At 62.9% G+C, this 12,561-nt stretch carries 11 protein-coding genes; 2 read left to right on the top strand and 9 right to left on the bottom strand.

Going from position 1 to position 12,561, the window contains the following annotated elements:
* The 3 genes from J5X93_RS10715 to J5X93_RS10725 form a co-directional block, all read right to left on the bottom strand.
* Positions 1-1,119, bottom strand: a complete 1,119-nt coding sequence (locus J5X93_RS10715) for an aromatic ring-hydroxylating oxygenase subunit alpha (RefSeq protein WP_043212675.1) — start codon at positions 1,117-1,119, stop codon at positions 1-3.
* A 154-nt stretch (positions 1,120-1,273) separates the two neighbouring features.
* Positions 1,274-2,872 carry a BCCT family transporter gene (locus tag J5X93_RS10720; protein WP_182941008.1) on the bottom strand — a complete coding sequence of 533 codons (1,599 nt, stop codon included), beginning with the start codon at positions 2,870-2,872 and terminating at the stop codon, positions 1,274-1,276.
* Between the two features lie 253 nt (positions 2,873-3,125).
* On the bottom strand, positions 3,126-4,217 hold the full coding sequence (locus J5X93_RS10725; RefSeq protein ID WP_043212680.1) for a tartrate dehydrogenase: 1,092 nt from the start codon (positions 4,215-4,217) through the stop codon (positions 3,126-3,128).
* A 99-nt stretch (positions 4,218-4,316) separates the two neighbouring features.
* Between J5X93_RS10725 and J5X93_RS10730 the strand changes: the two genes are divergently transcribed.
* Positions 4,317-5,228 carry a LysR substrate-binding domain-containing protein gene (locus J5X93_RS10730; protein ID WP_043212682.1) on the top strand — a complete coding sequence of 304 codons (912 nt, stop codon included), beginning with the start codon at positions 4,317-4,319 and terminating at the stop codon, positions 5,226-5,228.
* A gap of 136 nt (positions 5,229-5,364) precedes the next feature.
* Here J5X93_RS10730 and J5X93_RS10735 read toward each other — a convergent pair whose 3' ends face one another.
* From J5X93_RS10735 to ribBA, 5 genes are all read right to left on the bottom strand, one after another.
* Positions 5,365-6,513: an ABC transporter ATP-binding protein gene (locus J5X93_RS10735; RefSeq protein ID WP_070575279.1), complete on the bottom strand. Its 1,149-nt coding sequence runs from the start codon at positions 6,511-6,513 to the stop codon at positions 5,365-5,367.
* A gap of 19 nt (positions 6,514-6,532) precedes the next feature.
* Positions 6,533-7,342: an ABC transporter permease gene (locus J5X93_RS10740; protein WP_043212685.1), complete on the bottom strand. Its 810-nt coding sequence runs from the start codon at positions 7,340-7,342 to the stop codon at positions 6,533-6,535.
* A gap of 6 nt (positions 7,343-7,348) precedes the next feature.
* The gene (locus J5X93_RS10745; RefSeq protein ID WP_043212687.1) at positions 7,349-8,266 is read right to left on the bottom strand and encodes an ABC transporter permease; all 918 of its coding nucleotides are present in this window, start codon (positions 8,264-8,266) and stop codon (positions 7,349-7,351) included.
* The gene (locus tag J5X93_RS10750; protein WP_070575286.1) at positions 8,263-9,288 is read right to left on the bottom strand and encodes a polyamine ABC transporter substrate-binding protein; all 1,026 of its coding nucleotides are present in this window, start codon (positions 9,286-9,288) and stop codon (positions 8,263-8,265) included. Before J5X93_RS10750 ends, J5X93_RS10745 begins: the two co-directional genes overlap by 4 nt.
* Positions 9,289-9,617: 329 nt before the next feature.
* The gene (gene ribBA, locus J5X93_RS10755; RefSeq protein WP_070575289.1) at positions 9,618-10,739 is read right to left on the bottom strand and encodes a bifunctional 3,4-dihydroxy-2-butanone-4-phosphate synthase/GTP cyclohydrolase II; all 1,122 of its coding nucleotides are present in this window, start codon (positions 10,737-10,739) and stop codon (positions 9,618-9,620) included.
* Between the two features lie 77 nt (positions 10,740-10,816).
* On the opposite strand from ribBA, the gene J5X93_RS10760 reads away from it, so the two are divergent.
* Complete coding sequence (locus J5X93_RS10760) at positions 10,817-11,110, top strand: DUF1330 domain-containing protein (protein ID WP_043212693.1); 294 nt, start codon at positions 10,817-10,819, stop codon at positions 11,108-11,110.
* Between the two features lie 27 nt (positions 11,111-11,137).
* Here J5X93_RS10760 and J5X93_RS10765 read toward each other — a convergent pair whose 3' ends face one another.
* A complete protein-coding gene (locus tag J5X93_RS10765) occupies positions 11,138-12,490 on the bottom strand; it encodes an SPFH domain-containing protein (RefSeq protein ID WP_043212747.1) in 1,353 nt (450 codons plus the stop codon).
* Positions 12,491-12,561: the final 71 nt, after the last annotated feature.

Below are 12,561 nucleotides of genomic sequence, written 5' to 3' on the forward strand. Positions count from 1 at the left end.
TCAGTCCAGGTGGGCGACGGCGATCAGGTTGTGGAAATGGGCGATGCCATGCTCGCTCACGCCGCTGCGCTGCTGGTCGACCATGATCCGGCCCTGGCCACGGTAGCCACGGGATTTCAGGCCTTTCTGCACGCTTTCGACCAGGCGCAGGTCTTCTGGGCGGAAGACTTCGCGGTACCAGTCGATCAGCTTGAGCTGCTCTTCGGTCAGGTCCTTGTTCAGGAAGTAGATGTCGTAGTGCTGCAGGGTGGTTTCGGCATCGACCGGGAACTCATAGATCACGGTCATGAAGTTGGCGCCTGGCGGCACGTTGAACATGGTGCACGGCCAGGCCCAGAAACCGGCGAACGATGGGTCCTTGACGGATTCGTCGAACTTGAACGACTGCTCGGAGGGCTTGGCCAGGCCGTACTGCAGGGTCCAGTTACCGTGCAGGCTGTGGTTGTACTGGCCGACGTCCACGGAGTCGGAGAAACCTGGGTGGGCCGGGGCGCAGTGGTAGCACTCCAGGTAGTTGTCGACGATCGACTTCCAGTTGGCCGGGGTGTCGCTGACAAAACGCGCGGCCAGGTGCAGGTCGTCGATCACGGCGCAGGCTTCGCGCATGCGCTTTTGCAGACCCGGCAACTGGTCTTCGACGCTGCCGGCCTCCATGTCCATATTGATGAAGATGAAGCCTGCGTACTCTTCGACGCGTAGCTGCACCAGGGTGGAGTTTTCCTTGTCGAAGTTGACCACGTTCTCGCAGTTGCGGGCGTGGGCCAGCTCGCCGTCGAGCTTGAAGGTCCAGGCGTGATACGGGCAGGTGATGACGTTCTTGGCCTTGCCGCTGCCTTCGAGCAGTTGGTGGCCACGGTGCGGGCAGACGTTGTAGAAGGCACGCAGCACATCGTCGCGGCCACGCACGACGATGATGCTCTCGCCGATCACCTGGCGGGTGATGTAGGCGTTCTTTTCAGCGACTTCGCTGCGGTGACCGACGCAGATCCAGCTTTTGGCGAAGATCGCTTCTTTCTCATGCTCGAACACGGCGGCCTGGGTGTAGAAGTTGGCCGGAAGGGTGAAGGCCTCTTCAGGGTTGGCGCAGAAATCGGCTGGCAGTCGTTTGAAATCGTTCATGGCTCTTTCTCGGTTTTTACTTATTGGTTAACGCGTATCTATTGGTTAACAAGTCGGGCAAAAAAATTTGGCCGGACGCTTTAGGGCTGCTATGCAGCCCATCGCAGGCTTCGCCAGCGCCTACAGGAGACTGGCGATGCCCTGGGTCATACGATCAATGCAGGGCAGCGGCGCTGCGCGGTATCTGGTGCTCCGGCTCTTCGCCGGCAAGGCGTGCGGCTTCTTCCTCGATACGGTAGGCCGGAACCTGGCCGTAGTCGGCGGCGAGCCATTTGAAGAAGCCGTAGATCTTCACCAGCAGGATCACCATGAAGGGGATCGCGGTGAGGACCACAGCGGTCTTCATGGTCGACAGCGAGGCCTTGGCGAAGAGCATGGCCAGCGGCACCAGGGTCAGCACGATGCACCAGAACAGACGCAGGGTCGGGGTCGGGTCCTCGCCTTCGCGCAGGTTGCGGGTGCTGGTGGCGGCCACGGCGTAGGCCGCTGCATCCATGTGCGAGGCGCAGAACACCGCCATGATGAACAGGTACACCGCCAGGAACAGGGTGCCCCATGGCAGGGCCAGCAACAGGTCGGTCACTGCGGCTTCGCCACCGACGCTGCTCAACAGCTTTGGCACGTCGATCTGGCCGTTGATGAACTGGTGCATGCTGTAGCTTTCCAGGGCGCCGAAGAAGAACCAGCAACCGAAGCTGCCGCCCAGCAGCAGGGCGAACACCACTTCCTTGATCTGACGGCCGCGCGAGACACGGGCGACGAACATGGCAACGCCTGGGGCGTAGGACACCCACCACAACCAATAGAACACGGTCCAGTTGCGGGTGAAGGCGCCGTCACCGGCAGGGTCGGTGAACAGGCTCATGTGCACGTAGTGCTGGATCATCAGGCCGATGGCGTTGGCAGTGTTGTTGACGGTGAACTGGGTCGGACCGACCAGCAGCACGACCACGGCGAACAACAAGGCGCCGATGCACACCATCTTCGACAGGCGCTGTAGGCCACCGTCGATGCCGATGTAGGAGCTGAGCGAGAACAGCAGCGCTACCGCACCGATCACCATCAATTGCACGGTGAAGGTGTTGGGAGTGCCGGCTAGGTCCGACAGGCCGCGGGTCAGGGTCGAGGCGGTCAAGGCCAGGGAAACGGTCAGCGCGCCCATCATGGTCAGCAGGAAGATCAGGTCGACGGTGCGTCCCACAGGGCCGGTGGCCTTGAAGCCGGTCACCGCTTCGATGATCGAGGCCAGGTTCAAGCCGCTCTTCTTGCGCACGTGGAAGTGGTAGGCCATGGCCAGCGAGGCCAGGGCGTAGATCGACCAGGCGCTGATACCCCAGTGGAAGAACGAGTAGCTGACGCTGTACTCCAGAGCTTGGGCCGACATCGGGGCGATGTTAAGACCGGGGGTCTGGTAGTAGTAGGCCCATTCCATCACGCCCCAGTACAGGGTCGAGGAACCCATGCCGGCGCAGATGAACATGAAGACCCAGGTCGCGGTGGAGTATTCAGGTTTGCCAGCGCCCAGGCGGATGTTGCCGTACTTGCTGAAGGCAAGGTACAGAACGGCCAGGGAGCTGCCGAACACCAGCACCTGGACGCTGGTGCCGAAGGTACGGGTGGACAGTTCGAACAGGTGGTTGGCCATGCTTTCCGCTTGGGCGGGGTAGGCAGCAAGGCCGATGACAGTGAGCAGTACAGCGATCAGGCTCACGGTAATCAGGAACACATCAATCTTTTTATTGTTGTGGGACATCAATTGTCTCCTGGAGCGTTTGGAATGCTAAGCGCTTGGGAAGTCCATGTCAGATAGAGCTTTTTTCCTCGACTGTTAACCTAAAGTTTACGCATATCTTTTGGTTAACGAAGTGTGCATTGAAATGGGGCAAAACTGCAATAGGATCGTCAGACAATCTGATGGTTGGTGGCGTCTATTTCGCGGGTAAACCCGCTCCTCCAGGGTCGCGGGGCCTGGCGAGCGGGTTAATTTGCTAATGGACGCCGCCGAATCAGGCCCCCAGCAGTTCTGCGATGGCCTTGCCGACTTCCTGGGTCGAGCGGTTCCCGCCCATGTCGCGGGTGGTATCGCCGTTGGCGATGACCGTCTCGATGGCCTTGAGGATGTCGTCGTGGGCGGCCTGGTAGCGGGCGTCTTCACTGTCCTTGCCGAGGAATTCGAGCATCAGCGCGCCGGACCAGATCATGGCGATCGGGTTGGCGATGTTCTTGCCGTAGATGTCCGGCGCCGAGCCGTGTACCGGTTCGAACAGCGATGGGAACTTGCGCTCCGGGTTGAGGTTGGCCGACGGTGCGATACCGATGGTGCCCGCGCAGGCCGGGCCCAGATCCGAGAGGATGTCGCCGAACAGGTTGGACGCCACCACCACGTCGAAGCGTTCCGGCTGCAGCACGAAGCGGGCGCAGAGGATGTCGATGTGCTGTTTGTCCCAGCTGATCTCTGGGTAGTTGGCTGCCATGGCGGCGGTGCGCTCGTCCCAGTAAGGCATGCTCACGGCCATGCCGTTGGACTTGGTCGCGGAGGTGACGTGCTTGCGCTCGCGGGTCTGGGCCACGTCGAACGCGTACTTGAGGATGCGGTCCACACCACGGCGGGTGAACACCGACTCCTGCAGGACGAACTCGTTCTCGGTGTTCTCGAACATGCGACCGCCCAGGGAGGAGTATTCGCCTTCGGTGTTTTCGCGAATCACCACGAAGTCGATGTCACCCGGTTGCTTGTTGGCCAGCGGGCAGGGCACGCCAGGGAACAGGCGAACCGGACGGATGTTCACGTACTGGTCGAAGTCGCGGCGGAACTTGAGCAGCGAGCCCCACAGGGAAATGTGGTCCGGGACTTTGTCTGGCCAGCCGACCGCACCGAAGTACAGGGCGTCGAAGCCCTTGAGCTGTTCGAACCAGTCGTCGGGCATCATCTTGCCGTGAGCCAGGTAGTAGTCACAGCTGGCCCACTCGAAGAATTCGATCTCAAGGTTCAGGCCATGTTTGCGCGCGGCGGCTTCGACCACGCGGATGCCTTCGGGGAGGACTTCGTTGCCGATGCCGTCACCGGGGATGGCGGCGATTTTGAAGGTCTTGCTCATGGGGGCGCACTCGCTGTTCTGGGTAACGGATGCTGGCCATGCTATAAGGACGCTAACCGGAGATAATCTGGTGAATCATCAATTCTTGGTGCACGAATCGTGAATAATCTGCCTAACCTTGACGACCTGGATATCTTCCTGCAGGTGGCGCGCCGCGCCAGCTTCGCCGCCGTGGCCGACGAGCGCGGCATGTCGGCTGCCTTTGTCAGCAAGCGTATTCGTCTGCTTGAGGAGAATCTCGGTGTGCGGCTGCTGCACCGCACCACCCGGCGGGTGACGGTGAGCGAGGAGGGCGAGCGGGTGTACCAGTGGGCGCTGCAGATCTTCGAATCCCTGCAACGCATGGACGATGACCTCAACGCTGGCCAGCGCGAACCGGCCGGGCAGTTGCGTATCGCCAGCAGCCTGGGGCTGGGCCGACGCTTCGTGGCGCCTGCGCTGTCGGAGCTGGCGGCGCGCTACCCGAAGCTGGATATCCGCCTGGATGTGCATGACCGCCTGATCGACCTGATTGCCGAGGGGGTGGACCTGGACATTCGCGTGGGCAACGTCATTGCGCCGAACCTGATCGCCAAGCTCCTGGCGCGCAACCGTCGGGTGCTGTGCGCGGCACCTGGCTACCTGGCGCGCAGGGGCACGCCCAAAAGCCTGGCGGATCTGGCCAGCCATGACTGCCTGGTGATCAAGGAGCGTGACCACCCGTTTGGTGTATGGCACCTGGAGGGACCAGGCGGCGAGCAAAGCGTGCGGGTGACCGGCCCGTTGTCCAGCAACCATGGCGAGGTGGCGCACCAATGGTGCCTGGATGGGCGGGGCATCCTGTTGCGCTCATGGTGGGATGTGCACGACAACCTTGCCGACGGGCGACTGGTTCAGGTGCTGGAGGACTACCAGCAGGCGGCGGACATCTGGGCGGTGTACACCACGCCCCTGGCCGGGTCGGCCAAGGTGCGGGTGGCGGTGGAGTTCTTCCGGCAGTACTTCGCCGAGCGATATCAGCTGCCTGTGTGAGCCTTGATGTTCAGCGTTGTTGCGTTCGCGGGTAAACCCGCTCCCACAGGGACAGCGGTGTCATTGAGAGCACCGCAGAGCCTGTGGGAGCGGGCTTAGCCATGAAAGGGCCGGTACGCTCTGCGCCTGACCCTGCTCAATGCGCTCCGGCAGCTTTGCTCAGGTCACTCTCGGCCCATTCGGTGTAGATGCAGGCATCAGCGACTGCCCAGCGGACCTTCACGGTATCTCCGGGCTGCATCGGCATGCCGGCTGCCGACAGCGCCTTGACGGTCATTTCGGTGCCGCCGACAGTCACCACATGGCAGGTCTGGCTCTCGCCGAGGAACAACACTTCCCCTACCTTGGCGGTCACTTCGTTCCAGCCGGCGGGCAATGGCTCGCGGGCTGCCTGCTCGGCGCTCAAGGCCAGGGCTTTTTCCGGGCGCACCATGATCAGCGCATCCTGCCCGGCATTAAGGCCCGTGGTCAGGCGGATCGCCAAGGACTGCCCTTCGAACGCGGCCGCGCCATGGCTGCTGGCCTTGACCCGCAGGAAGTTGGAATTGCCCAAAAACGATGCCACGAAGGCATTCGGCGGGTTCTGGTACAGGTCATAACCCGTGCCCAGGCCGACGATCTTGCCGTGGCTGAAGATCGCGATGCGCTGGGACAGGCGCATGGCTTCTTCCTGGTCGTGGGTCACGTAGACGATGGTGATCCCCAGGCGGCGGTGCAACTGGCGCAGTTCGTCCTGCAGGTCTTCGCGCAGCTTCTTGTCCAGCGCGCCAAGGGGCTCGTCCATCAGCAGGATGCGCGGCTCGTACACCAGCGCCCGGGCAATGGCCACGCGTTGCTGCTGACCACCGGAGAGCTGGGCGGGGCGGCGGTGGGCGAACTTTTCCAGCTGCACCAGCTTGAGCATGGCGTCGACCCGCTTGGCGGTCTCGGCGGCGCTCTGCTTGCGGATCGCCAGGGGGAAGGCGATGTTGTCGCGCACCGACAGGTGCGGGAACAGCGAGTAGCGCTGGAACACCATGCCGATGTCACGCTTGTGCGGCGGCACTTTCACCAGCGATTGGCCGTCCACCAGGATTTCGCCACTGCTGGGGGTCTCGAAGCCTGCCAGCATGGACAGGGTGGTGGACTTGCCTGAGCCGCTGGAGCCAAGGAACGTCAGGAACTCGCCGTCCTGGATCTCCAGGTTGATGTTGTCCACCGCGGCGAAGTCGCCGTAGTGCTTGTTCAGGTTGCGCAGGCTGACCAGGGTCTTGGCGGGCGCGGCATCTTTCATCACTGCACTCATTGTTGTTGTCTCCGGGCGCTCAGGCGCTGACTTCGTTGCGCCGGCGCAGGGCGGCGGCGATGACCATGACCAGGACCGACAGGCCGATCAGCAGCGTCGAGGCGACGGCGATCACTGGGGTCAGGTCCTGGCGCAGGGTGGTCCACATCTTCACGGGCAGGGTCTGCAGGGTTGGGCTGGCCATCATCACGCTGAGCACCACCTCGTCCCAAGAGACCAAAAAGGCGAACAGGCCACCGGCGATCATCCCTGGACGGATCGCCGGGAAGGTCACCTTGAAGATCGCCTGCAAGCGCGAGGCGCCGCAGATCACCGCGGCGTCCTCGATCGACTGGTCGAACAGCTTGAGCGAGTTGATGATCGAGATGATGGTGAAGGGCAGCGCGACGATGACGTGGCTGACCACGAAGGAGAACAGCGTGCCGGTGTAGCCGAGCTTGAGGAACAGCGCGTACACCGCCACGGCGATGATCACCAGCGGCACGATCATCGGCAGGGTGAACAGGCCATACAGCAGCTCGCGGCCTGGGAAGCGTCCGCGTACCAGGGCAAAGGCCGTGGGCAGGCCCAGCAGTACGGCGCAGATCGTGGTGAGCACGGCCACCTTGAGGCTGGCCAGGGCAGCGTCCATCCACTCGGGGTTGGAGAAGAACTGGCCGTACCACTTCAAGGTCCAGCCGGGTGGGGGGAACACCAGCCACTGGGACGAGCCGAACGACAGCAGCACGATGAACAGGATCGGCAGCAGCAGGAAGGCCGCGATCACCCCGGTGGTCAGGTACAGGCCCGTGCGCAGCGGCCGGCCCATGGCATTGGGAGTCAGGAGCATGGCGGTTTACCTCGCGTTGCCGACCGGGGATTCCGGCTGCAGCTTCAGGTAGAAGTAGAAGAGCACCAGGGTGATCAGTACCAGCAACGCGGCGGCGGCGCTGGCCAGGCCCCAGTTGAGGAACGATTGCACCTGCTGGACGATGAATTCGGGCAGCATCATGTTCTGTGCGCCGCCGAGCAGGGCGGGGGTCACGTAGTAACCGAGCGACATGACGAACACCATCAGCGCGCCGGAGAACAGCCCCGAGCGGCACAGTGGGATGAACACCTTCCAGAAGTTGGTCCAAGGGCTCGCGCCGCAGATCGAGCCGGCCTGCAGGACCATCGGGTCGATGGCCTGCATGGTCGCCTGCAGCGGCAGCACGATGAACGGAATCATGATGTAGCTCATGCCGATCACCACGCCTGTGAGGTTGTGCACCATCTCCAGCGGCGCATCGATGATGCCCAGCGCCATCAACACCTTGTTGATCACCCCCGAGGCCTGCAGCAGCACCAGCCAGGAGTAGGTGCGGGCCAGCAGGCTGGTCCACATCGACAACAGTACGATGTTCAGCAGCCAGCGGCCCCAGCCGCGCGGCACCAGGGTGATCGCCCAAGCCAGCGGGAAGCCCAGCAGCACGCTGATCAGGGTCACCAAGCCCGCCACAGAGAAGGTGTTGAACAGCACCCGCGCATAAGCCGAATTGGCGAACAACTGCTCATAGTTGCCTAGCCCCGGTACGGGCTCCAACACCCCGCGCAGCAACAGGCCAATCAGCGGGGCGAAGAAGAACAGGCCCAGGAAAAGCAGCGCCGGCAGCAGATTGCGGCTGCCCCGCCAGCGCTGGCTCAGGGGAGGGCGGCGCACGGCCGCTCCCGGGGCGCCGGTGCCGCTAGGGGCACCTTGGGCGTTGTGCAAGGCGTTGATGGCGACTTTCATTTGACCAGCCACTCATTCCAGCGGGCCGCGATGGCCTGGCCGTTCTTCGCCCAGTAGGCGAAGTCCAGGGTCACCTGGTCCTGGGCATAGGCAGTCGGCAGGTTCGGTGCCAGCTCCGGCTTGAGCTGGGCGATGCTGTCGAGGTTGACCGGGGCGTAGGCGGTGAGATTGGCAAAGTCCGCTTGCCCCTTGGCGCTGCTGGCGTTGGCCAAGAACTTCATGGCCGCGTCCTTGTTCTTGGCGCCCTTGGGAATGACCAGGAAATCGGCCATGACCAGGTTCTGCTTCCAGCTCACGCCCACCGGCGCACCGTCCTGCTGCAAGGCGTAGACCCGACCGTTCCAGAACTGCCCGAGCGAGGCTTCACCGGAGGCAAGCAGTTGCTGGGACTGGGCGCCGCCGCCCCACCAGACGATGTCTTTCTTGATGGTGTCGAGCTTCTTGAAGGCGCGGTCCAGGTCCAGGGGGTAGAGTTTGTCCGCCGGTACGCCGTCGGCCAGCAGGGCCAGCTCCAAGACACCGGGGCTCGGCCATTTGTACAGGGCGCGCTTGCCGGGGTAGGTCTTGGTGTCGAACAGGGCCGACCAGTCCACCGGCTTGTTGGCGCCGAGCTTGCCTTCGTTGTAGCCGAGCACGAAGGAGAAGAAGAACGAGCCGACGCCATGGTCGGAAACGAATCGCGGGTCGATGCGGTCGCGCTGGATCGTGGTGAAGTCCAAAGGCTCAAGCAAGCCTTCGCTGGCGGCGCGCAGGGCGAAATCGGCTTCGACATCGACCACGTCCCACTGCACGTTGCCGCTCTCGACCATGGCCTTGAGCTTGCCGTAGTCGGTGGGGCCGTCCTGCACGACCTTGATCTTGCTGCTTTCGCTGAAGGGTTCGGCCCATGCCTGTTTCTGGGCGTCCTGGGTGGTGCCGCCCCAGCTGACGAAGCTCATGCTGTCAGCAGCCAGGGTGGCTTGGCAGGCCAGGGAGAGCAGGCTGGCGGACAGCACTGCGGTGACTCGTTTGCTCAACAGCATGGTTAACGCCCTCATTGCTTTTGTTATTTGAGCGGGCTTCCTGTCGCCCGCCATGTATTCGGGGAGCAGCTTTCCAACGATGTCGCGTGGCCGTTGTTTGAAGTGTAGGTGCGGCCGGAAATCTAAGGTCTACGGGATATCATATTATGGTATTCCAAACTTTTCGCAAGAGGTCGAAGGCGACCGGCCATCACTAAAAACGCCGGCCCCACTCAGCGAAACGCCACGCCGTCCTCCAGGGGGACGGCGTGGCGTTCTCAAGCGGTGGGTTGTGTGTTTACCCGCGAAGCACACCGCAGAGCAGGACGGTGGCTGTCACGGGTGTCGGCTCAGTTGAACTCGGCGGGCTCGAAGGGAATGCTCTGCACCACCTCCAGCTCGTATCCGGCCAGGCCTGCGTATTTGAGCGGTGGCCCCAGGTGTCGCAGTTTGCCCACGCCCAAGTCCTGGAGAATCTGGGCGCCAGTGCCCACTTCGGAGTAGACCTTCGACTGGCCTCGTTGGAATGGCTTGATCGGCTGGGTCAGCTGCGGCACGCGTTCGAGCAGGGCCTGGGAGGACTCGTGGTTGGCCAGGATCACCACCACGCCCGTGCCTTCGGTGGCGACCTTTTGCAAGGCTGCCCACAAAGTCCAGTTGGCGGGCCCTGCGTATTCGGCGCCGACCAGGTCGCGTAAGGGGTCGATGACATGCACCCGTACCAGGGTCGGCTGTTCTCGACGGATATCACCCATCACCATGGCCATGTGCACGCCACCGTCGATGCGATCTTCGTAGGTCACCAGGCGGAAGGTACCGTGCACGGTGGGCAGTTCGCGCTCGCCGATGCGTTTGATGGTCTGCTCGTTGCTCAGCCGGTAGTGGATCAGGTCGGCGATGGTGCCGATCTTGATGCCGTGGCGTTCGGCGAACACTTCCAGGTCCGGGCGGCGCGCCATGGTGCCGTCGTCGTTGAGCACTTCGACGATCACCGAGGCGGGGGTGAATCCGGCCAGGCGCGCCAGGTCGCAGCCGGCTTCGGTGTGCCCGGCGCGGGTCAGCACGCCGCCTTCGCGGGCGCGCAAGGGGAAGATATGCCCTGGTTGGACGAGGTCCTCAGGACGTGCGTCGGGCGCCATGGCGGCGGCGACGGTACGGGCTCGGTCGGCGGCCGAGATGCCTGTGGTGACGCCGGTGGCGGCTTCGATAGAGACGGTGAACGCTGTGCTGAACACACTGCCGTTGGCCGGCACCATCTGCTCCAGGCCCAGACGTTGGCAGTGCTCGTCTGTCAGGGTCAGGCAGATCAGCCCGCGTGCCTCGCGGGCCATGAAGTTGATGGCCTGGGCGTCACAGCGCTCGGCGGCGATCAGCAGGTCGCCTTCGTTTTCACGGTCCTCGTCGTCCACCAGCAGGACCATCTTGCCCTGGCGGTAGTCCTCGAGGAGTTCTTCGATGCTGTTGAAAGCCATGCTGCACACTCGCTGTGGTAGGGTGATTTTTATGGTATACCATCATACACAAATAACCGTTCACAGGAGAGCGATGGATGAAGGCCTACTGGATTGCCCACGTGAATGTCACCGATCCTGAGCAGTACCAGCACTACACCCAGCGCGCCCCCGCGGCCTTCGCCGCGTTCGGTGGGCGCCTGCTGGCCCGTGGCGGGCGCAGCGAGGCGATGGAAGGACGGCCCACGCCACAGCGTAGCGTGGTGATCGAGTTCGATTCATACGAACAGGCGGTGGCGTGCTACCGGTCCGAGGCATACCAGGAGGCTTGCCGGCATCGGCAGGGAGTGGCGACGGCCGAGGTGATCATCGTCGAGGGCATTGCGCCCTGAAACTACAAGGCGCAATGAGTGCAGGGCTCAGGGCGTCTTGAGATCGATTGCGAGGTCCTTGGCTGCCTTGGTGGCCAGTACACTCATGAGCTTGTTCATTTCATCCTGGCGACCGATGCCCGCTTCCGTGCCGCCCATCATCACGTTGGGCACCGGGGCCCTGGCGGCGGCATCGGCCCAGGCCTTGTTGATCTGCACCAGCGCATCGAGCTTGTTCTGCAAGGCACCGTCAGCCTTCAGGGACGCCTCACGGGCGTAGGCTTCGGCGTCGGCGGTGATCTTGGTGGCCTCGGCATTGACCCGGGCCTTGTCGCGCAGCAGTTCGGCTGTCTGTTTGTCGATCTCGGCACGCCGCTTTTCTCGCTCGGCGTTGATCAGTGTGAGCTGTTTTTCCGTCTCGGCCTCGGTCGTGCGTTCGATCTGCTGGCGCAGGCTTTCCTGACGCTTGGCCTCGACATCCTTGGCTCCCCGGGCGGACACCAGCTCCTTTTCTTCCTCTTCCTTGAGGCGGTTCTGCCGGGCCACCGCCAGTTCCGCCAAGGCCTGTTGCACCCGGACCATCCGTTGCTGGTACTGAGGGTTGGGGTCGATGTGGGTGACCCGCGCATCGACGACTTCTACGCCATACAGGCGAAATTGCTGCTGCTTGCGTAGCTCCTGGCCGTGCTTGTCGAGTTTCTTCTCGATGATGAAGCGGGTGGCGGTGTTGTCGCCGAAGCTGCCTTGGTCGGTACCGGCCTGCAGGATGGCGGTCTGTGCCGGCAAGGCGTCGCGCTTGATACGCACTTCCTTGCGGCTGGTGAGGTACAGGCCATTGCGCAACTGGTTTTCGAATTCGGCGCCGAAGTGGCTGCGGTTACCCGCGTAGTAATCGTCTGCGCTCATCAACGAGGCTGTGGCCTGGAGGGTTTCCTTGACCGCGGGCAGCAAGGCGCGTTGCAGGAAGTTGTCTGGCGTTCGGTATTCCTGGGCGATCTTGAGGAAGGCCTCGCCCGATGGCAGGCGAAACTGCGTGCTGAACTCGGCCTTTGCATCGACGTTGCCCAGGAACACGATGGGCAGGTTTGGCAGGACGATCGAAGGCTGCCCGCTACGCCTGTCCTCCTGGATGTCCGCTTGCAGTGCGGACTGGACCCCGATGGTGCGGCGCCAGACCGTGCTGCGTCCGAACCACTTGGTGGCGTAGCCCACGTCCTCGACTACTTTCTCTTCGCCGAAGATCGTGCGCACATGGGTCATCTGACCCGCTTCGTTGTAGAAAAACACGCTATTGAACAGCACAGCCAGGCCGCCAAGGGCGAGTACCGGGAGGGTGACGGTGGTGACGAGCTTGCGGTTGATGCGAGGGGCGATGAACTTGACCAATGGAAGTTTTTGCATGGGGAACTCCTTGTCCGAGGAGCGGGCATGCTGGCGATCGGTTGCGTTGGTCACCATCAGGTGAATCAAGC

Source organism: Pseudomonas sp. BYT-1, from assembly GCF_023611805.1.
In the GTDB taxonomy this organism is placed as follows: domain Bacteria; phylum Pseudomonadota; class Gammaproteobacteria; order Pseudomonadales; family Pseudomonadaceae; genus Aquipseudomonas; species Aquipseudomonas guariconensis.